Genomic DNA, 20,449 nt, shown 5'->3' on the forward strand with positions numbered 1-20,449 from the left:
GCGTCGGACTGCTTTGATCGACGGCATGCGCATGAACTCCTTGGTGATGCTGGCCACGGTCTTAGCTGTGCTCGGAGGGACGATTGCTGCCCTGATCGGACTGAGTGACTATCTGGCAGCCCGGTGGGCACTCAACAAGCTGTCGAGTGGGCGCCCGACCGGCTGGCGCGGAAGGCTGGTAGTCCGGCTCCGGTCCGAGCCTGATGGTGGCCGCCAGCGTTATGAGCGAGACCTTCGGCGTGGCCCACGGGTTGCCCTGATCGGTTTGATCATCTTCTTGGTGGGGGTCTGCACAGCTCTCGCCTGGTGCAGCATCGCGGTGTTGATCGAGCACTGGAACACTCACGGCCAGCTCGGCCCCGGCGACGCAGGCCCCGTCGTAACTGCCGTAGTCAGCATCACCGGTGTTGTGGGCTGCGTGATCGCCAGTATCGTCGGGGTCTTCGCCAAGCTGGTTACTGCCAAGGGCAAGGCCAGCGCGGACGTCATGACTGCGCAGGCTGAGTTGATCCGCGCGCAAGCGGAGGTGATCCGAGCTCAGAACGGCTTGCCTCCGGGGGTTGCGACGGTCAGCTCGGGAGGAGGACAACGCGAAGTTGAACCTCCCGAGCCAGCGGCGCCCTCCGCGGCCTAGCGGTCGGACCCGACCCGTGACGCCCTACACTGCCGACAAGCTCAGCTCCAGCAAGACCGGGTGAGGGGTCTGCTCGTTGCCCCGGTTGTCGGCCAGCAGCAAGACACGGTTGGTGTCAGTGGAGATGAGGCTCGTCGCTCTGTTGAGACCCGGCAAGTGACAGACCAATGAGTGCTCGTATGTGACCAGATCCGTCCGATACAGCATGATCGCGGCACCCCCAGAATCGGGGCCGGCACTGAGCACCGTGCGAGAGTCCAGAGCAAGCAACGCGGTCACACGTACGGGCGGACCGGCAAGCCAGTTGCGTTCGTCGAGCACCATGTCGTCACCGAGATCCAGATGTCCGCACTTACTGCCACCGACGACGAAGAGCCGACCGTCCTGAGTGAACACGACCTCATTGACTTGGCCGCTGAACGTGATGGCATACCGCTCTTCGTCGCCCAGCTGCTTTCCGAGCCTGAGCAAGGTGTGGGAACCGTTGTACACGGGGCCTGTCGGGCCCGTGCTGGAGAACGCCCACACGCTGCCATCGGGGTGCGTGAGCAGCTGCCGAGCACCGTCAATCCCGCCGGCCACAGGTGCCAGTCGGCCCTCCAGCTTGGACACGACGACACCCGAGGTCAGCACCAGGAGTTCACCGTCGGGGCGCCTCTGCACCCTGCTCTCGCACAGATGTCCATTGAGGCTCAGATCGTGCTTCGGCATCCTCTTACCGGTCTCACCGTGAAGTCCGTGGACGCCATTGTGGTCTGTCACCAACAGCTGACCTTTGCCCGCCGGGGTCAGGCCGGTTGGCTCGTGAAGGGCGGTTGTCGCCAGCAGCGGCTCCACTGTCAGGCCGTCGGCGAGCGTGGCCCCCGGCAAAACGATGTCGTGGCTCGCTGGCAGCCAGGCAGGGCTGAGACGTGGTTGCTCAGGGGTGAGCACCTCGGTGATCGTGACGTGCGAGCCACCGCGGCGGGTGGTGATGTCGTTCAAGCGTTTGAACAACTGGAAGGGCGTGAGCAAGCCGGCCACCAGTGCCTCGATGTGTGTCCGGTCGAGCAACAGCACACGGGCGTCCTTCTTGGCATCCTGGATGATCATCGGCAGGTACCCGGACATCGAGACGAATACGGCCCGGACGCCGGGAGGACGGGTTTCTAGGCGGCCACGGAGCTTCACCAAGGGGTCGCTGTTGACCGGGTCTTCTTCCCACTTCGCTTCGGCGATGTAGTGGACGCCGCTGATCTCGAAGGCGACGTCAATATCGTCACGGCCGTCCACACCGCGGTTGTCCGCACGAGCCTCCGTGCCTCCGGCCATCAGGACGTCCACGAGGAACTGGTTGAAGGCACGGCCACGGGCTGCCTTCGCCCGCTGGTCCTGTTCCATGCCCCTGAGGGCCTTGTACTTGTCGATCAACTGGCGCTGCATTTCGGTCACATGGGCATTGTGCAGCCGATGCGACTACATGTTCCTCAGCGCACGCGCGCAATCGTGGCAACGCAAGGAGGGCATCCCGGAGAAGCGGGACCAGGCCGCCGCCAGGCAGAAAAGGGCAGCAGGGGCGGCCGGCTCATCAGCCACGACGCCGACACAACCTCACACAGGTCCTAGAAGGCACGAAGCTCGACGCCGATCCCCATCCCATCGAGGTCGCTTCCGAGCCTCCAGTAAACGTCGCTCTCGTAGAAGCTCTCTGCATCGCCGTTCCCCTCAGCGGGGTCGATCTTGTACATCTCGGGGACGTCGTAGGCCACCTTGTACCCGGCCTCCGCGTCTGACCACTGGACCCGGACCACCATGTCCGCTGTACCGATGTCGTAGGTGTCGTTCCCGTGGTTCTTGGCGATGTACTCGAACGGATACGTGAACGTATAGCCGTCGTCCTTCTTGATCGACCGGAGGTAGTCCAGCTCGTTCTCGAACCCATAGTTGTTCGACTCACTCCACATGGAAGGAGCATAGTGCCCTGCGCTCTGCCAGAGTCGACACTATGGCCGAGTAGGCGAAGCGCTCGTGGACCCTCTGCCAGGCTCCGAACTCCCCCCGCGGCGTCTTCCGCCACTGGCTACCGGCCCGGAACCGGCACACTACGTCCTCGAACTGCTCGTGCACCGGCTGCGGGTACGGGCCGTACTGTCCGACCGGCAGAAGCGGCTCGATCAGCCCTCACTCACTGGCGCTCAGCTGGTGTCGCGTCACACCGACGGTTCTACCTGCCAAGCCCTAGTCAGCCGCGGCGACGGCTGTACGGGTTCTTCAGCGGCTCCGTCGACATCCGGATGTCCTTTCGAACCGGCTCCATGCGAGGGCCAGCTGTGTAATACCGGCCTCGCGCCTGCCCCTGAGACTCCAGCCACCCGAGGTCAACGAGGGTCTGGATGTCCCGCTTCGACGTGCGCTCGTTCAGCTCGGCATCCTGTTGGTACATCGTGCGGCGCAGCCGGGTGTGGAAGTAGACCGGGGAGAGGGCGGCGACCATGCGTTCGTCGAGCCCAGCTGCCTCCATCTCCTCCGCGAGGCGAATCCACACGCGACCTTGGACGTCAATGCGGCGCTTCGCCTGCTGAGCCTGCATGTGATGGGCACCGAGGCAGAACTTGATCCATGGGTGTGCGTCGCGTTGGGGGCTCCACTGGTGGCCGCCGACTCGCTCTAGGATCTGGTAGTAGGCGTAGGTGTTCACTCCTCGTCCCAGCCACTCCTCGATCGAGGAGAACTCGGCTGGGACAAGGGCCTCGCGGGAGAAGACGAGGGTCGACAGCGAACGGGACATGCGCCCGTTCCCGTCTTTCCACGGGTGGATCTTCACGAGATTGAGGTGTGCCATCGACGCACGGATGTGGGTGGGTGCGTCCAGGTCGCCCTCGTTGAGCCAGTCGATCAGCTCACCCATCAGCGCCTGGGCCTCGTCCTTCTCGGGGCCTTCGTAGACGTGCACCGTCGGGTCGTCCGGGTCGGTGATGTACACCGGTCCCTCGCGGTATCGACCTGGGCGCTTCGACGGATCGTGCTCGTTGATCATCCGGTGTAGACCGTTGAGGAGGCCATGGTCGTACCGGAACCAGGAACCGGCGTCGGACAGGTCCTGGATGTAGGACATGGCCCGCTGGTAGCCCTCCAGAGCCTTGCGGCTGGTCTCCTCGGTGTCGAGGGGCTGTTCGCCCTGGATCATCGCCTCGACGTCGTCCACCTTCGCGTCGTAACCCTCGATGCTGTTCGAGCCGGCGATGGCGCGAGCGGTGAGGTTTCGGCGCAGCTGCTTGGTCCAGCGAGAGGTGGGCCGCAGGTGGATGCGCAGATCCTCGCGCATGGCGACGATCTCCGAGAGGACCCGGTCGTCTGTGGCATCGGTGCCTGGCGTCTTGAACAGCATGTCCCTATGACACCATTTTCATGTCACGAGGACAAGGCGGCATGCTCACCGGTGGATGGGAACCGGAATCTGGTTAGGCCCGTCGGCGCAAGAGAGCAGGGCACTCCGCTCGGCCACCGCCGTCACCGGGTCGAATGAAACGTTGTGTTCGCCGTCTGATCTGTCCGAGCCGTGCCCCATCCTGGCCTCATGGATGTAGCACGAACTCCGGACCTGCCCCGGCCGCGGCGCCGGGGCGATCTGCTGGTCCTCTACGCCGTCACTGCGGCGGAGGCGGCAGAGATGGACGGCTCCGATACCGGGCGCCGACTGGTCAACCTCAGCGAACGGCGTTCGGTGGCTGGCTGGTGGGATGACCTGATTCCCTTCGACGGGGTGCTCCCGGACCTGGAGGGCGACGTCGTACAGCCGGCCTGCGCCTGTCGAAGGAATTGCGTCAGGCGTACCCAGGAGTCGACGTCCGGATTCACATGGCCCCGCGGGGAATCATCCGCGCCCGGACTACCGAGTACGACACGGCATGGGACTCGATGGGCCGACCTCCGCTCCCGCGGCACGTCGAAGACTTGATCAAGCAGCTCAGCCCCGAGTGCTCCCTCTGTGGCACTACCGCCAGGACGTTGCAGATCGCCCACATCATCGGTTGGCCCGAGATCCGGCAGCGGGTTGAACGCCATCCGCACCGGGCTGGTCGCCCGCAGATCGCCACCAACATGTTCCACAACCCCTGGAACATGTTGCGGCTGTGCCGCGACTACGACCACCGAACTGGCTGTCACGACCGACAGGAGGCTGGGGAGATCACCGAGGAGGTGATTGTGGAGGCTCGTGCCGCCCTCGACCGCCTCCCGGGTGCTGAGAGGATCTACGGTGCCTTCGTGGACCAACGTCTTCTCGCCAAGGCGCGGAAGGAGGTGGTCGACATGAACGTGGTGCTCGGCGGTCTCGCGCAGGTTGTGGATGCGACCGCCTCGACCGGCCGGCCGCCCTACTTGCTCAATCACGGCACCGTGCAGGTGAACCGGGCCCAAGGCTGGATTCAGTGGGGCAACTACGGCTGCCCAGATGGCCCCGAACCTGAGACGGGTGACAGGGAAGCCTGAACCACGCGGCCAGGAGGTTGATCGGTGCGCCGTCGAGTCGCGGAGGGTCTGGGCGACGTCGGCGTAGCTCTTGATCTCCGGTACGCCAGCGGTGATGTGCACGGAGACCATCGGGCGCTGCTTGAGCTGCTTCCACCAGATCCGTGGCACCCAGGCGCGCTCGGCGGCGATCTGGTAATCGGGTCGGCCGATGGTGACGAAGGCGGAGTTGCGGTTCTTCCAGCTCCAGAAGCTGGGCTAGTCCGGAGCATCGAGCCGTGAAACCAGCGTCTCCGGCCCGACCAGGTAGACGCCTTCGTAGCCGAGGCCAGCAGTCCAGGAGCCGTACGCGGCGCGGAAGGCATTGGTGGCCGGCGGCAGTGTGGCGTTGATGCTGTCGGTGGCATCGAGCGCGAGGTGGATGCCCTTCTTCGGCCGTGTCTGCTTACTCTCGATCGCGGTCTTAATCGCCTCCACGATCTGCTCGATCGTCATCTCCGGGTGAGCGGCGGTCTGGGACTGAGCGAGTTGCTTCCAAGTGTCCGTGCGGTCGACCACCGTCGTCTGGATCAGCAGCTTCACCGTGTCGTCCTCGGTATCGACGGCGATGCAGTCCACACCGTCCTCCTGCTTGCCGCCTTCCGTGAGCTCCGCTGGCCCCCAGCTGGCGCCCTGCCTGTTGAGGTGGTTGGTGAGACTCTGCCCCGTTCGTTGCTCGCGCTCGGCCTTCAGGGGCCACGCACCGGCAGTACGGGCGATCACCCTGCCGTCTGGTGTCACGTCGACTCCGGCCTCCCGGCCGTCCCGCGCTGTGCTCAGCCCAGTGATTTCGCCGGTCTCGGTCATTTTGATCACGAGAGCCGATTCGCTGGGGGTGATCGCCTCACCTTCGGCTTGAACCATCCGAGACTCGCCCGTGTCCTTGTCAGCCATCGCGCACCTCCTGCCTGTCCAGTTTCCCGCAGGACGGGTGGTTGGACGATTCCTGAGAAATGGCGGCATCGGGCACCGGGTGGTGACGATGGCACTGAAGCGTTCCTGAGAGCACGGCGGCGGAGTTCCCGTCGCGACGACGGGAACTCCGCGTTGAATTCTATTCGACGGCGGAGTGCCGGAAGATTGAGTTCCGGAATGCGTGGATCGAGCACCCGGCGTGCTGGCGCGCCGCCGCGCTCGCGCTCTCCCGAGACATTGCCCGCCCGCCCTCGGTGAATACGGCACCTTCGCTGCGGTCGCCGATTATTTCACGAAGCAACGCGGAGGCCCTTTCCGGAACTAGCATCTCCGTCAGCCCGTACCGCGAGGGACCTGCGGCTCGGAGCTTCCTGCCGGTGACATCGCGGACATCGAGGGACAGGAAGTCCACGAGGCCGAACTCGCCTTGCGCGAGCAGTGCCCAGAGCGCTCGGTGTGTGGGCGGAATACTTGAGTCAGCGAGCAGCTCGGAGAGTCGCCGAGAGGTGATGGTGTCGAGGCGCAAGGCCGGCTCCTTCGGTCACGTTGTATGGCATTTCTTTGATTCAGGGGTGCCTGCATCGGTGGCAATGCGGCGAGTTCCAGCCCTGGTCAATGCCCGTGAGGGGCCTATGGGCCTGCATTTAGTGCTGCCGGGTTTTACGAGGCTGCGAATAGAGGATCACCCTGACAGGTTGCGAGTCAGCATGTCAATTCCACGGAATGCGGGCAGCGGCCTTGCCCCTTGGCTATTTCCTGGCCGGGCGCAGCTATGAGGGGAAGTGAGTCGGAAGGGCGCAGGGTCGCCAGTATCCGGCGTAGTGGCGGCCCGGCCAGGGCGGTGCCCGTAGGAGGCGGAGGTCGGTCGCCATCCCCGGCGGAGAGGTGCCCGGCTGGCGGCTGGTGGCTCTGGGAGCGCACCGGGTATGCCCGAGTGGCCACCCGGGACATCCGGGGCACAGAAACGGGGACCGTCACACTCGGTTACGGGTGCAACGGCCCCCGGCTTAGCTGACTAGCCGTCAACTTTCGGCGCCGCCATTTCACACTCATTTCACATGAGGGCGAGGAGGGCCGAGTAACGGCGAGAGCTCATGAGAGACGTTTTCGCAGGTCAGAGCCCCTAAAACGGCCTCCTGGCCAGGTGGCCCATGAGGGCCGATTCAGAGGTCGTAGTACAGCTCGAACTCGTGCGGGTGCGGCCGCAGCGCGATCGGGGCGATCTCGTTCGTGCGCTTGTAGTCGATCCAGGTCTCGATCAGGTCGGTGGTGAAGACGCCGCCCGCGAGGAGGTACTCGTGGTCGGCCTCCAGGGCGTCGAGGACGGCGCCGAGGGACGCGGGGACCTGGGGGACGGCGGCGTGCTCGTCGGGGGCGAGCTCGTAGAGGTCCTTGTCGACGGGCTCGAGCGGCTCGATCTTGTTCTTGATGCCGTCGAGGCCGGCCATCAGCATGGCGGCGAAGGCGAGGTAGGGGTTGGAGGCCGGGTCGGGGGCGCGGAACTCGATGCGCTTGGCCTTGGCGTTGGAGCCGGTGATCGGGATGCGGATCGCGGCGGAGCGGTTGCGCTGCGAGTAGACCAGGTTGACCGGGGCCTCGAAGCCGGGCACCAGGCGGTGGTAGGAGTTGACCGAGGGGTTGGTGAAGGCGAGCAGCGAGGGGGCGTGCTTGAGGATGCCGCCGATGTAGTAGCGGGCGGTGTCGGACAGGCCCGCGTAGCCCTGCTCGTCGTAGAAGAGCGGGGAGCCGCCGGTCCACAGCGACTGGTGGACGTGCATGCCGGAGCCGTTGTCGCCGAAGATCGGCTTGGGCATGAAGGTGGCGGTCTTGCCGGCCCGCCAGGCGACGTTCTTGATGATGTACTTGAACAGCATCAGGTCGTCGGCGGCGTGCAGCAGGGTGTTGAACTTGTAGTTGATCTCGGCCTGTCCGGCGGTGCCGACCTCGTGGTGCTGGCGCTCCACCTCCAGCCCGGCCTTGGCGAGTTCGAGGGACATCTCGGCGCGCAGGTCGGCGAAGTGGTCGACGGGCGGGACGGGGAAGTAGCCGCCCTTGTACTTGACCTTGTAGCCGCGCGCGTCGCCCTCGGCGGAGCCGCTGTTCCAGGCGCCGGCCACCGAGTCGATGTGGTAGTAGGAGGCGTTGGCGGAGGTCTCGAAGCGCACCGAGTCGAAGACGTAGAACTCGGCCTCGGGCCCGAAGTAGGCGGTCTCGGCGATGCCGGAGGAGGCCAGGTAGGCCTCGGCCTTGCGGGCGACGTTGCGCGGGTCGCGGCTGTAGGCCTCGCCGGTGATCGGGTCCTGGATGAAGAAGTTGATGTTGAGGTGCTTCTCGGTCCGGAACGGGTCCAGCCGGGCGGTGGCGAGGTCGGGCACCAGGGCCATGTCGGACTCGTGGATGGCCTGGAAGCCGCGGATCGAGGAGCCGTCGAACATCAGGGTCTCGGACGGGTCGAAGGTGTCGGCCGGAACCGCGAAGTGCTGCAGCACGCCCGGCAGGTCGCAGAACCGGACGTCGACGAACTTGATGTCGTTGTCCGCGATGTACTGCTTCACCTCGTCGGCGTTGGTGAACATCCGTACTCCTCCTCGGCGTGCACGGTCTGAGTCTCCGTCAGGGACGACTGGAGCCCCGGTGCAGGGGGCTCACGATAGGAACGGCCCGTTTCCGGCTCGTGACTCGCTTGTTTCCCACATGTTAACCGGGCCATTCGAACGGACGGCAAAGCGGTACGCTTCCGGGCAAATTCCCGGCCCCGCCGCGCCACTGATCCGCCACTGGTCCAGACCACTTGCGGCAGCCGGCCGAACGGGGTTCACCCCGACGGGAAACCCGGGCGGCGCGCCGCCGCCGGGGCCGCCCCCGGGCCCGGCCGTAAGCCCGGTTAGGGTGGATTCGTGGACACCAGAGAAGCACTCGGATCGTGGATCGACGGCCCGAAGGCGGCCGCCGAGAAGATGGGCGCCGAATTCGGCTACCGCGGCGAGCGCCTCGGCCTCCCGCAGACCGGTCCCGGCTCGATGGCCGGCCCCGGCCGCCGGATCGGCGCGCTGTTCGTCGACGGCTGGCTGGTCAGCCTGGTCGCGTACGGCCTGCTGGCGCGCGGCGAGCAGAGCTCCGCGAACCTGTGGACCACCCCGCTGTTCTACGCGGTGACGGTCCTGTTCCTGGCCACCACCGGCACCACCGTCGGCAAGCGCCTGTTCGGCCTGCGGGTGGTCCGGCTGGACGGCACCCGCGCCACCATCCCGCAGGTGCTGCTGCGCACCCTGCTGCTCTGCCTGGTCATCCCGGCCGCCGTCTGGGACCGCGACACCCGCGGCTTGCACGACAAGGCCGTCGGCACCGTCGAGGTCCGGATCTGACCCACCCGTCCGGATCCGACCCGCCCGTCCGGATCCGACCCGCCCGTCCGGATCAGACCCGCCCGGGAGGGCGCCCGACGGGAGAAGCGCCCGGCAGCACCCCGGAGACGTCGAACGGCCCCGCTCGCGGAGGGAAACCTCGCGGGCGGGGCCGTGGTGTGGTGTGGGGGAGTCGCGCCTCAGCGCATGCCGCCCTTGGGCATCCGGGCGCCCTTCGGCATCGGGCCCTTGGGGATCGGCGCCTTGGAGAGCAGGTCGCCGAGCGCGCGCAGCCGGTCGTTGGTCTCGGTGACCTGGGCGGCGCTGATCGCCCGGGGCAGGCGCATCAGGTGGATCTGCAGCTTCTTGAGCGGGATCTCGCCCTCGCCGTTGCCGACCATGATGTCGTGCACCGGGATGTCGCCGACGACCCGGGCCATCTTCTTCTTCTCGGACGCCAGCAGCGGCCGCACCCGGTTCGGGTTGCCCTCGCCGATCAGCGCGATGCCGGCCCGGCCGACCGCCCGGTAGACCGCGTCCTGGCTGCGGGTGACCGCGACCGGGGTCTGGTTCGAGCTCCAGCCGCGCCGGATGTTGCCCAGCACCGCCGCGACCGCGCCCGGCTGGCCCTCCATCTGCCCGAACGCGGCCCGCTCGGCCCGGCGGCCGAACACGATCGCGACCGCCAGCACGGCCACCACGAAACCGAGGATGCCCAGGTAGACCGGGTGGTCCAGTGCGAAGCCGATGGCGAGGAACACGCCGAAGGTCAGCAGGCCGACGCCGGCGATGATCAGGCCGATCTTGGTGTCGACCTGCTTGGTCATGACATATGCCTGGCGGATCTGTGCGAGCCGCCCAGGGGTATCGGATTTTTGCCTCGCCATACCGCTCATGGTACGTGGCGGCACACGCGATCATCCAAGGCGGTGCCGGTTCGTGACCCTGGTCTTTCCCCGAGGGGTCCCCGCCGCGGGCCCGGCCCCCACCAGGGGCTCAGGCGCTGCGCCCGAACACCTGCACGGCCTGCTCGCGTTCGCCCGCCAGCCGCCGGTTCTCGCACACCGCCGCCCACGCGTTGCGGCGCGCGCCGCGGATCAACAACAACTGCTCGGCCCGCCGAAGCGCGGTCCGGATTCCGGTACGCATGACCCCACCAACTCCTCGACCCGGGTACCGCTCCAGCGTCCCGGACGTCCGTTACCGTACGGTGACCCGGCCGTCAATGCCACGTGAAACGTCGACGCCTAGCCCGGACAGCCCCGCGCGCCCCGCCCCGCCCCCGGCACGCGGAAGGGCGGGCCCGTACGGGACCCGCCCCCACCGCAGCAGCGGTCCCGCCCCGGGCTCAGACCGCCGCCGCCCGCTCCCGGTGCTCCAGCGCCTGCCGGTACAGCCGCCCGGCCCGGTACGAGGAGCGCACCAGCGGACCGGACATCACCCCGGCGAAGCCCAGCTCCTCGGCCTCCTGCTGGAGCTCGACGAACTCCTGCGGCTTCACCCAGCGCTCCACCGGGTGGTGGCGCAGCGAGGGCCGCAGGTACTGGGTGATGGTGATCAGCTCGCACCCGGCGTCCACCAGGTCGGCCAGCGCCTCGCTGACCTCCTCGCGGGTCTCGCCCATGCCCAGGATCAGGTTGGACTTGGTGACCAGCCCGGCCGCCCGGGCCTGGGTGATCACGTCGAGCGAGCGCTCGTAGCGGAAGGCCGGACGGATCCGCTTGAAGATCCGCGGCACCGTCTCGACGTTGTGCGCCAGCACCTCGGGGCGGGAGGAGAAGACCTCGGCGAGCTGCTCCGGGACGGCGTTGAAGTCCGGGATCAGCAGCTCGACGCCCGTCCGCCCGGCCTCGCGGGCCGCGGTCATCGCGTGCACCTGGCGGACGGTCTCGGCGTACAGCCAGGAGCCGCCGTCCTCCAGGTCGTCACGGGCGACGCCGGTGATGGTGGCGTAGTTGAGGTCCATCGTGACGATGGACTCGGCGACCCGGCGCGGCTCGTCCCGGTCGAACTCGGCGGGCTTGCCGGTGTCGATCTGGCAGAAGTCGCAGCGGCGGGTGCACTGGTCGCCGCCGATCAGGAAGGTCGCCTCGCGGTCCTCCCAGCACTCGAAGATGTTGGGACACCCGGCCTCCTGGCAGACCGTGTGCAGCCCTTCCTTCTTCACCAGGGACTGCAGGGCGTTGTACTCCGGCCCCATCTTCGCCCTGGTCTTGATCCACTCGGGCTTCCGCTCGATGGGGGTCTCGCTGTTGCGGACCTCCAGCCGGAGGAGCTTCCTGCCGTCGGGTGCGACAGCGGACACGTGCGACTCCTAGAACTAGACGGGGTACCCCTCAGGGTACGCCTGCACTTCAATGGCCTTCGACCGGCCCCGGGCTTGCCTTCGAAAGGCAACGCTCGGTGTGCCGCGCCGATTCCGCTACCGGACGGCGGCGACCGGCTCGGGCAGTTCGGCGAACACCTCGGCCAGCTTCCGCTCCACCGCGTCCACCGCGTCCGGCACCGCGAACGGCCGGCCCAGCTCGCCGCTGAGCGAGGCCACCCCGGCGTCCCGGATGCCGCACGGGACGATCTTGTCGAAGTACGTCATGTCGGGGTCGCAGTTCAGCGCGAAGCCGTGCATGGTCACGCCGCGGGCCACCCGCACGCCGATCGCGGCGAGCTTGCGGTCGTCGCCGCGCTGGCCCGCGTTGGACGGCGCGTACTCGGGGCCGGCCAGCCGCGGGTCGATGCCGAGCGGCAGGCCCATCCGCAGGGTCAGCTTGCCGATCTCCACCACCTGGGAGGGGTCGACCACCGCGCCGGGGATGTCCGCGCCCAGCTTCCACACCCCGCTGCGGCCCTCGATCCGGGTGGTGTCCACCCCGAACCCGACGCAGGCCCGGATCAGCGCCTCCTCCAGCCGCCGCACGTACGCGACCACGTCGATCGGGTCGGGCAGCTTCACGATCGGGTAGCCGACCAGCTGGCCGGGGCCGTGCCAGGTGATCTCGCCGCCGCGGTTGACCTCGACCACCGGGGTGCCGTCCAGCGGCAGGTCCTCGGGGTTGGTGCGCTTGCCCATCGTGTACACCGGGTCGTGCTCCAGCAGCAGCACGGTGTCCGGTATCTCGTCCGCGACCCGCAGCGCGTGCAGCCGCTGCTGCTCCGCCCACGCCTCCTGGTAGGGGACGGTCCGCTCGCCGATCCCCATCCGCACGAACCGCACGTTCTCGCTCACCACGCCACTCCCTGCCGGCCGACCAGCCCAACCTCGCCACTGTACGCCCGCCGCGGGCACGAGCCGCAGGGCCGCCTCAGCCGTCCGCCGGCCCGAGCCGCGGAGCCGCTCCGGCAGTTCCTCAGCCGCCCGCCAGCAGCTGCAGCCGCAGCGCGAGTTGCAGCTCCAGCGCCCGCTCCGGCTGGTTCCAGTCGCGGCCCAGCAGCACCTCCACCCGGTCCAGGCGCTGCACCACCGTGTTCACGTGGACGTGCAGCAGGTCCTTGGCCCGGGTCAGGCCGCCGCCGCAGTCGAAGTAGGCGCGCAGGGTGCGCACCAGCTCGGTGCCGCGCTTGGCGTCGTAGTCGAGCAGCGGGCCGAGGGTGGCCCGGACGAAGCCGTCCACGTCGTGCCCGTCGCCCAGCAGCACGCCCAGGAAGCCCAGGTCGGCCGCGCACGCCCCGTCCCCGTCCCGGCCCAGCACCCGCAGGGCGCGCACGCAGCGCACCCCCTCCGCGTACGTGGCGGCCAGCGCGACCGGGCCGCTGGCGGCGCGCCCGGTGCCGACCGTGACCGGGCCGCCCGCCAGCCGGGCCAGCCGTTCCGCGGCGAGCGCGGCCACCGCGCCGTCGCCGCCGCCCTCGTGCGGGACGAGCAGCACCGCGCCCTCGCCGAACTCGGCGCTGATGCCCCGGGAGCCGAACAGGTAGCGGGCCGCGGCCCCGGCCAGCCGGTCCCGGGCGACGGCGTCCTCGGCGACGGCGACCAGGACCAGGTGCGGCCGGTTCAGGTCGACGCCCAGGCGGCGGCCGCGCGCGGTCAGGCCGGCCGGGTCGCGGCCGGGCGCGGTGAGCAGGTCGGCCAGCAGTTCGCCGCGGACCCGGTTCTCGGTCTCGGCGACCGAGCGGCGCAGCAGGAGCAGCAGCGCGGTGACGATGCTCGCGCGCTCGAACACCCGCCGGTCGGCGTCGTCCAGTTCGGGCCGCCCGTGCAGCACCAGCGCGCCCAGCAGTTCCTGCCCGGCCAGCACCGCGCACACCCACTCGGCGCCGTGCCGCACCGCGTGGCCCTCGGCGCGGGAGGCGGCCACCGCGTCGGCCAGGCCGTCGGGGGCGCCGCCGGGGCCGGTGAGCGGGGCGCCCTCGGCGTCGTGCACGGAGGCCCCGCCGTCCAGCAGCGCGGCCACCTCGGCGGCCACGTCGGCCACCTCCGCGCCGCGCAGCACCAGGTCGGTGAGCCGGTCGTGGGCCTGCTCGGCGCGCTGGACGGCCGCGGCGTGGGCCCGGATGACGGCGTTGGCGGCGGCCAGGTCGGCGAGCGCGGCCCGGGTGTCGGCCAGCGACTTGGCGGTGTCCAGGGCGATCGCGGCGTGCGCGGCCAGCGTGCACAGCAGCGCGACCTCGTCGGGGGAGAAGGCCCGCGGCGAGCGGTCGGCGGCGAACAGCACGCCGATCACGGTGCCGCCGAGCAGCAGCGGCACCCCGATGATCGCCACCAGGCCCTCGTCCAGCACGCCCGCGTCGATCTGCCCGGTGTGCCGGAAGCGCTCGTCGACCCGGTAGTCGTGGCTGGCGTAGGGGCGGGCGGTCTGCGCGACCAGGCCGCCCAGGCCGTCGCCCAGGCTGAGCCGCAGGGTCTGGAAGATCGGCGAGACCGAGCCGTCGGTGACCCGCATGTACGTGTCGCCGGCCCGCTCGTCGGGGAGGGTCAGGTACGCGGTGTCGGTGCCCAGCAGCATCCGGGCCCGCCGGACGATGGCCTGCAGCACCGCGTCCAGGTCCCGGGAGGCGGCCAGGTCGCCCGCGGTGTCGAACAGCGCGGTCAGCTCGGCCTCGCGTCTGCGGTGCTGGCGCATCGTGCGGTGCACCCGCAGGGCCTGCCAGGTGGCGTCGTCGATCTCGCTCAGCACCTCGGCGGGCGCGCCCCGGCGGCGGGCGTCGGCGAGCACCTCGCCGAAGTCCTCGGTGGCGGCCCCGGTGGCCAGCAGGTCGAGGAGTCTGCGCAGCGCCGGCGCGGCGGTGGTGTGGCGGTCCATGCGGTCTTCCCTTGTCGCTCGTGCCCCCGTGGCCCCCGTGCCCCCGGCCCGCCGCTGGAGAACGGGCCGGGGCCGCGCCGCCGGGTGCCCGGTGGCGCGGCCCTGATCCTGCCGAAGTGCTCAGAGGCTAGCGGGCGCCTTCACGGAGTCCCCCCGAGCGTCCGCCCCGGTGTCCTCCAGGTCGGTGCCGCGGGTCTCCCGGCCGCACAGCACGGCCACCACGGTGATCACCGCGGCGATCGCCACGTACACCGCGATCGGGGTGGCGCTGCCGTAGTCCTTCAGCAGCGCGGTGGCGATCAGCGGGGCGGGCGCGCCGGCCGCCACCGAGGAGAACTGGGCGCCGATCGAGGCCCCCGAGTAGCGGGTGCGGGTGGCGAACAGCTCGGAGAAGAACGCCGCCTGCGGGGCGTACATCATGCTGTGGAAGAACAGGCCGACGGTGACGGCGACGGTCAGCTGGGCGAAGCTCCCGGTGTCGGCCATCCGGAAGAACACGAACGCCCAGACGCCGACGCCGACCGCGCCGACCAGGTAGACCGGCTTGCGGCCGACCCGGTCGGAGAGCGCCCCGAAGGCCGGGATCAGCGCGAACTGCACCGCCGAGCCGATCAGTACGGCGTTCAGCGCGGTCTGCTTGGGCAGGTGGGTCTGGGTGACGGCGTACGCCAGCACGAAGGTGGTCAGCACGTAGTACGAGATGTTCTCCGCCATCCGGGCGCCCATCGCCACCAGCACGTCCCGCCAGTGGTCGCGCAGCACCGCCACCAGCGGCGGCCGCTCCGGCTCGGTGCGCTGCTCGGCGGCCGCCAGCGCGGCCTTGAACAGCGGCGACTCGTCCACCGCGAGCCGGATCCACAGGCCGACCATCACCAGCACCGCGGAGAGCAGGAACGGCACCCGCCAGCCCCAGGACAGGAACGCCGCGTCGGACTGGACGGCCGTCATCAGCGAGAGCACGCCCGCCGCCAGCAGGTTGCCGGCCGGCGCGCCGCCCTGCGGCCAGGACGCCCAGAAGCCGCGCCGCCGGCGGTCGCCGTGCTCGGAGACCAGCAGCACCGCCCCGCCCCACTCGCCGCCCAGCGCGAAGCCCTGCACCAGCCGCAGGACGGTCAGCAGGACCGGCGCCGCCACGCCGACCTGGTCGTAGGTGGGCAGGCAGCCGATCAGCGTGGTCGCCCCGCCCATCAGCAGCAGGCTCAGCACCAGCAGCTTCTTGCGGCCGATCCGGTCGCCGAAGTGCCCGAACACCAGCGCGCCCAGCGGCCGGGCGGCGAACCCGATCGCGTAGGTCAGGAAGGACAGCAGGGTGCCGGTCAGCGGGTCGGCCTTCGGGAAGAACACGTGCCCGAAGACCAGCGCCGCCGCCGATCCGTACAGGAAGTAGTCGTACCACTCGATGGTCGTACCGATCAGCGAGGCGGCGACCACCCTGGGCAGGGAGGCGGGTCTCGGATCTTCAGGGGAGGAGGCGGGGGCGGGGACGGAGGGGGCAGCCATGGCGGGTTCCCTTGCAGGTGAGGGGGGTCGGGGGGAAGGTCAGGAACTCAGTGCGCGGTCCAGCCGCCGTCCACCGGCAGGCTCGCCCCGGTGATGTACGAGGCACCCGGCGAGCACAGCCACACGGCCAGCTGCGCCACTTCGTCCGGCTCGATCAGCCGCTTCACGGCGGTGCGGTCGAGCATGATCTGCTCCACCACCTCGTCCTCGTGGATGCCGTGCGCCAGCGCCTGCGCGGCGATCTGCTTCTCCACCAGCGCGGTCCGCACGTACGCCGGGTTCACGCAGTTGCTGGTCACCCCGTACGGGGCGCCCTCCAGGGCCACCGTCTTGCTCAGGCCCTCCAGGGCGTGCTTGGCCGTCACGTACGCCGACTTGAAGGCGCTCGCCCGCAGGCCGTGCACCGAGGAGATGTTGACCACCCGGCCCCACTCGCGCTCGTACATGTGCGGCAGGGTGCGGCGCAGGATCCGGAACGGGGCCTCCACCATGACCCGCTGGATCAGCGTGAACCGCTCCACCGGGAACTCGTGCACCGGCGCGACGTGCTGCAGGCCCGCGTTGTTGACCACGATGTCCGCGTCCGCCGGCAGCGCCTCCACCGCGTCCGGGTCCGACAGGTCCGCGACGTGCGCGGTCCCGCCGATCCGGGCCGCCAGCTCCTCGGCGGGGCCGGCCGCCAGGTCGACGACGTACACGTGCGCGCCCGCCGCGGCGAACGCCTCCGCGCAGGCCCGGCCGATGCCGGAGGCGGCCCCGGTGACCAGGGCGGTGCGGCCGAGCAGCGGGGGTTCGGCGGGCGGGGCAGAAGTGGTGTCCATGGCCGAGAACGGTAGGAATCCGCGCGCCCCGCAACGATGTGGGCGGACACCACAGCACGGCCCGCCCCCATGGTTCCCGGCACCATGAGCCCGGAACGCGGGCAGCGGCTCCCGAACTCAAACACGCGACGCCCGTGCTTCCTCACAACGGGCGGGGCTGGTTCACCCGTTCGGAGGATGGGCGGCCCGAATCCACCCATAGCGTCCCAATGCTCGCTACATTCGCGCCGATTCCCGATCAGGGGGCGCCGTCCCGGGCAGGAGGGGCCGGAACGGCGCCTGAGAGGTGTGGACTGCTATGCCCCAACGGCCAGTGATCGACAGCCCCGCGTACCGACCGCTCGACCCGCTCGACCCGCGCCCGACCGGAGCGGCCGAGACTCCTCCGCGCGCGCCCGAGCAACCCGAGCCACCGGCCCCCGCGGCCGGGCGCGCCCAGAACCCGCAACTCGCCGCGCTCATCGAGGAGTCCGGCTTCTCGCACGCCGGCCTCGCCCGCCGGGTCGACCAACTCGGCCTGGAACACGGCCTCGACCTGCGCTACGACAAGACCTCGGTCACCCGCTGGTTGCGCGGCCAGCAACCCCGCGGCGCGACCCCCGCGCTGATCGCCGAGGTCTTCACCCGCCGCCTCGGCCGCCGCCTCACCGCCCAGGACGTCGGCCTCGACGCCTGCGCCCCGGTCTACGCCGGGCTCGAGTTCGCCGAGACCCCGCAGGAGGCCGTCGACATCGTCGCCTCCATGTGGCGCAAGGACAACGGCCCCTACGCCGAACTCCGCAAGATCGCCTTCACCCCCGCCGGACTCGTCGTCCCCAGCCGCGACTGGCTGATCGGCCGCACCGACGAACGCGTCGCCCGCGACGGCACCACCCTCACCCCCGAGGAGCTCCGCACGCCCCCGCAGGGCGCCCGCGTCCCCCCGCAGGGCCCGCGCCGCCCCGCCGGGACCGAACCCGCCGCCGAACACCGGGAGACCAGGCCCCCGGTCCGGGTCGGCCGCGGCGACATCGCCGCGATCCGTGCCGTCGGCGACCTGTTCCGCGCCCTCGACCACGCCTACGGCGGCGGCCACGCCCGGCAGGCCCTGGTCCGCTACCTGGAGAGCGAAGCCGAACCCATGCTCCGCGGCCGGTACGGCGAACAGATCGGCCGCGCCCTGTTCGGCGCCGTCTCCGACCTGACCCGGCTGGCCGGCTGGACCTCCTTCGACATCGCCGCGCACGGCCTCGCCCAGCGCTACTTCGTCCAGGCCCTGCGGCTCTCCCAGGCCGCCGGCGACCGCGTCCTCGGCGGCTTCATCCTCACCACCATGAGCCAGCAGGCCGTCCACCTCGGCCACGCCCGCGAAGCCATCCAGCTCGCCCGGGTCGCCCAGCAGGGCGTCGGCACCGCCGCCGCCCCCGTCGTCCAGGCCCTCATGCACGCCGCCGAGGCCCGCGGCCACGCCCTGGCCGGCGACGTCCGCGCCTGCACCACCGCCCTGGTCCGCTGCGAACGCGCCCTGGCCACCGCCCGCAGCGCCGACGAAGTCCCGTCCTGGGCCCGCTACTTCGACGACGCCCAGCTCGCCGACGAGTTCGCCCACTGCTACCGCGACCTCCAGCAGTGGCGCCCCGCCGCCCAGCACGCCGAGAAGTCCCTCCGGCTGCGCGCGCCCGCCTACGCCCGCAGCCGCATCCTCTGCCGACTCGTCCTCGCCTCCGCCCGCCTCGGCATGGGCGACGTCGACGAAGCCTGCTCGATGGCCACCGACTCCCTCCGCGCCGCCGGGGAGATGCGCTCCGCCCGCACCGTCGAGTACCTCCGCGACTTCCACCGCCGCCTCACCCCCTACCGCACCACCCCCGCCGCCCGCGCCTTCGAAGAAGCCTCCCGCCAAGCGGGGGTGATCTGACCCTCGCCGAAGGCCCCGCCAAGGCCCGGTCAGGGCCCGGTCAGGGCCCGGTCAGGGGCCCGGGAACGGCGGGCCGATGCTGCTGCCGGTCGGAGCCCGTCGAAAGCCCCGGGCTGCCGAGGGCCTCGACCGGCACCCCCGCAGGACCGAATCCCGCCGTCCCCCGGTTCCCGCCCTACGCCGCCTCCGCGACCTCCGCCCCGGCCCGCACCCCGAGGTCGCGCAGCACCGCCTCCGCGGCCCGCCGGCCGGAGACCAGCGCGCCCTGGACCGTCCCGGTGTCCCGGTGGTCGCCGCAGACGTACAGCCCGGCGAGCAGCCGGACGGAACGGCGGAAGTGGTGCGGCGGCGGCATCGAGACGACCGCGTCGGAGGCGTGGCGGACGGTCAGGAACTCCCACCCCGCGGTGGAGGTCCCGTACAGCTCCGCCAGCCGCCGCCGCACGGCGCCCTCGTCGCCGGCCGGCCCGCCGGAGTCGAAGGCGCGGCGGCCGAGCACCGTGGTGGCGATCAGCGCCCGCCCGTCGGCGGCGTACGAGGGGTCGGCGTCGCTGAGCACCAGCGAGTGCGAGATCCCGGAGCGTTCGGCGTCCAGCAGCAGCACGGCCTCGCCCAGCGGCGAGCGCTCCGCCGCGTGGTAGTAGGTGGTGACGGGGTGGAAACCGGGCTGGCGCAGGCCCGGCAGCAGGGCGGCGGCCGTCGCGGCGTCGGTGGCCACGACCACGGCGCGGGCCCCGATCCGGCCGTGCCGGGCGGTCTCGACGCCGTCCGTCCCGACCGAGGTGACCTCGACGCCGAGCCGCAGCCCGTGCTCGGGGAGCCGGGCGGCGAGCTGCTCGGGGACCGCCCCGATGCCCGCCGCCGGGACGCAGAGCCGACCCCGGGCGTACGCGCGCAGCACCAGGTCGGCGACCCGGCTGGAGGTGCCCAGCGCGGGGTCGGACAGCAGCGCGCCGAGCAGCGGGCGCAGGAAGCCGTCGACGGTGCGGGCGGGCAGGCCGCGCTCGGCCAGGGCCCGGGCGGCGGTGGTCTCGGGGCGGGCGTGGATCCGGGCCGGGGGCGTCGCGGCGAGCCGGGCCAGGGCAGCGGCCAGCCGGGCCTTCTCGAGCGGGGTGCCGAGCGGTCCGCGGGCGGCGGCCTGCCGGGCGGGGGTGAGCTGCGGGTCGCCGGTCCGGTAGGTGCGGCCGCCGCTGTGCACCAGGACGCCGGGGGCGAGCGGACGCAGCTGCAGCCGGTCGAGGTCGAGACGGCGGGCGAGTTCGGGGTAGGCGGTGTTGAGCAGGTGGCTGCCGTGGTCGAGCCGGAAACCGTCGAGTTCGCGGGCGGCCGCCCGGCCGCCGATGCGTTCGGTGGCTTCCAGGACCTGGACGTCCAGGCCCTGGGCGGCGAGCGCGTCGGCGGCGGTCAGTCCGGCTATGCCGGCGCCGACGACGATCGCGTCGGGGTCGCCGGACCGGCCGTGCCGGGCGCGGCCGATGAAGTCCTGTGCGGGCACGAGTGGGTGCTCCCTCCCTGGCGGAGCCCCCCGGCGGCCGCCGCGCGCGGCAGGGCCCGCGGGCGAGCGGGCGGGTGCCGGGGCGGGCAGTGGGGGGCGGACGTGGTCCGCACTGGTG

The 20,449-nt window shown here is 70.7% G+C and carries 19 protein-coding genes; 4 read left to right on the top strand and 15 right to left on the bottom strand.

The genetic code is table 11. The features are described from left to right. The first annotated feature begins 25 nt into the window (after positions 1–25). On the top strand, positions 26–634 hold the full coding sequence (locus EDD39_RS14770; RefSeq protein ID WP_148089448.1) for a hypothetical protein: 609 nt from the start codon (positions 26–28) through the stop codon (positions 632–634). Between the two features lie 24 nt (positions 635–658). Here the strand turns inward: EDD39_RS14770 and EDD39_RS14775 are convergent, their stop codons facing one another. The 4 genes from EDD39_RS14775 to EDD39_RS14790 all read right to left on the bottom strand — a co-directional run bounded on the left by EDD39_RS14775 (position 659) and on the right by EDD39_RS14790 (position 4,001). Further along, complete coding sequence (locus tag EDD39_RS14775) at positions 659–2,056, bottom strand: restriction endonuclease (RefSeq protein ID WP_244257203.1); 1,398 nt, start codon at positions 2,054–2,056, stop codon at positions 659–661. Between the two features lie 179 nt (positions 2,057–2,235). Further along, positions 2,236–2,577 carry a hypothetical protein gene (locus EDD39_RS14780; RefSeq protein WP_123556289.1) on the bottom strand — a complete coding sequence of 114 codons (342 nt, stop codon included), beginning with the start codon at positions 2,575–2,577 and terminating at the stop codon, positions 2,236–2,238. After that, the gene (locus EDD39_RS42685) at positions 2,567–2,791 is read right to left on the bottom strand and encodes a transposase (RefSeq protein WP_123556291.1); all 225 of its coding nucleotides are present in this window, start codon (positions 2,789–2,791) and stop codon (positions 2,567–2,569) included. Before EDD39_RS42685 ends, EDD39_RS14780 begins: the two co-directional genes overlap by 11 nt. A 64-nt stretch (positions 2,792–2,855) precedes the next feature. Beyond that, entirely contained in the window at positions 2,856–4,001 is a 1,146-nt protein-coding gene (locus tag EDD39_RS14790) for a Fic family protein (protein ID WP_123556293.1), read from the bottom strand. 620 nt (positions 4,002–4,621) lie between these two features. Here EDD39_RS14790 and EDD39_RS40335 point away from each other — a divergent pair. Beyond that, entirely contained in the window at positions 4,622–5,104 is a 483-nt protein-coding gene (locus tag EDD39_RS40335) for a hypothetical protein (protein WP_208765501.1), read from the top strand. 237 nt (positions 5,105–5,341) lie between these two features. Here the strand turns inward: EDD39_RS40335 and EDD39_RS14800 are convergent, their stop codons facing one another. From EDD39_RS14800 to glnA, 3 genes are all read right to left on the bottom strand, one after another. Continuing rightward, on the bottom strand, positions 5,342–6,016 hold the full coding sequence (locus EDD39_RS14800; RefSeq protein ID WP_123556295.1) for a hypothetical protein: 675 nt from the start codon (positions 6,014–6,016) through the stop codon (positions 5,342–5,344). Between the two features lie 160 nt (positions 6,017–6,176). Continuing rightward, positions 6,177–6,563 carry a hypothetical protein gene (locus tag EDD39_RS14805; RefSeq protein WP_123556297.1) on the bottom strand — a complete coding sequence of 129 codons (387 nt, stop codon included), beginning with the start codon at positions 6,561–6,563 and terminating at the stop codon, positions 6,177–6,179. Positions 6,564–7,200: 637 nt separating this feature from the next. Beyond that, positions 7,201–8,613 (bottom strand): type I glutamate--ammonia ligase, encoded by a 1,413-nt coding sequence (gene glnA, locus EDD39_RS14810; RefSeq protein ID WP_123556299.1) that lies wholly within the window; start codon positions 8,611–8,613, stop codon positions 7,201–7,203. Between the two features lie 321 nt (positions 8,614–8,934). Here glnA and EDD39_RS14815 point away from each other — a divergent pair, with 321 nt between their 5' ends. Further along, the gene (locus EDD39_RS14815) at positions 8,935–9,402 is read left to right on the top strand and encodes an RDD family protein (protein ID WP_123556301.1); all 468 of its coding nucleotides are present in this window, start codon (positions 8,935–8,937) and stop codon (positions 9,400–9,402) included. Positions 9,403–9,581: 179 nt separating this feature from the next. On the opposite strand, the gene EDD39_RS14820 is transcribed toward EDD39_RS14815, so the two are convergent. From EDD39_RS14820 to EDD39_RS14845, 7 genes are all read right to left on the bottom strand, one after another. Beyond that, on the bottom strand, positions 9,582–10,268 hold the full coding sequence (locus EDD39_RS14820; protein ID WP_123556303.1) for a DUF4191 domain-containing protein: 687 nt from the start codon (positions 10,266–10,268) through the stop codon (positions 9,582–9,584). Positions 10,269–10,377: 109 nt separating this feature from the next. Continuing rightward, positions 10,378–10,530 (bottom strand): hypothetical protein, encoded by a 153-nt coding sequence (locus EDD39_RS39575; RefSeq protein ID WP_162870027.1) that lies wholly within the window; start codon positions 10,528–10,530, stop codon positions 10,378–10,380. Positions 10,531–10,729: 199 nt separating this feature from the next. Next, a complete protein-coding gene (gene lipA / locus EDD39_RS14825; RefSeq protein WP_030460767.1) occupies positions 10,730–11,686 on the bottom strand; it encodes a lipoyl synthase in 957 nt (318 codons plus the stop codon). A gap of 117 nt (positions 11,687–11,803) precedes the next feature. After that, positions 11,804–12,607 carry a lipoyl(octanoyl) transferase LipB gene (gene lipB, locus EDD39_RS14830; protein WP_208765502.1) on the bottom strand — a complete coding sequence of 268 codons (804 nt, stop codon included), beginning with the start codon at positions 12,605–12,607 and terminating at the stop codon, positions 11,804–11,806. 118 nt (positions 12,608–12,725) lie between these two features. After that, positions 12,726–14,618 carry a helix-turn-helix domain-containing protein gene (locus EDD39_RS14835; protein WP_123556305.1) on the bottom strand — a complete coding sequence of 631 codons (1,893 nt, stop codon included), beginning with the start codon at positions 14,616–14,618 and terminating at the stop codon, positions 12,726–12,728. A 120-nt stretch (positions 14,619–14,738) separates the two neighbouring features. Next, a complete protein-coding gene (locus tag EDD39_RS14840; RefSeq protein ID WP_123556307.1) occupies positions 14,739–16,118 on the bottom strand; it encodes an MFS transporter in 1,380 nt (459 codons plus the stop codon). A 47-nt stretch (positions 16,119–16,165) separates the two neighbouring features. After that, positions 16,166–16,939 (bottom strand): 3-hydroxybutyrate dehydrogenase, encoded by a 774-nt coding sequence (locus tag EDD39_RS14845; RefSeq protein ID WP_123556309.1) that lies wholly within the window; start codon positions 16,937–16,939, stop codon positions 16,166–16,168. A gap of 298 nt (positions 16,940–17,237) precedes the next feature. Here EDD39_RS14845 and EDD39_RS14850 point away from each other — a divergent pair, with 298 nt between their 5' ends. After that, a complete protein-coding gene (locus tag EDD39_RS14850; protein WP_244256728.1) occupies positions 17,238–18,836 on the top strand; it encodes an NsdA family TPR-like regulatory protein in 1,599 nt (532 codons plus the stop codon). A gap of 175 nt (positions 18,837–19,011) precedes the next feature. On the opposite strand, the gene EDD39_RS14855 is transcribed toward EDD39_RS14850, so the two are convergent. Further along, positions 19,012–20,331 carry an NAD(P)/FAD-dependent oxidoreductase gene (locus EDD39_RS14855; protein WP_123556311.1) on the bottom strand — a complete coding sequence of 440 codons (1,320 nt, stop codon included), beginning with the start codon at positions 20,329–20,331 and terminating at the stop codon, positions 19,012–19,014. Positions 20,332–20,449: the final 118 nt, after the last annotated feature.

It is taken from the genome of Kitasatospora cineracea (genome assembly GCF_003751605.1).
GTDB classification, from domain to species: Bacteria; Actinomycetota; Actinomycetes; order Streptomycetales; family Streptomycetaceae; genus Kitasatospora; species Kitasatospora cineracea.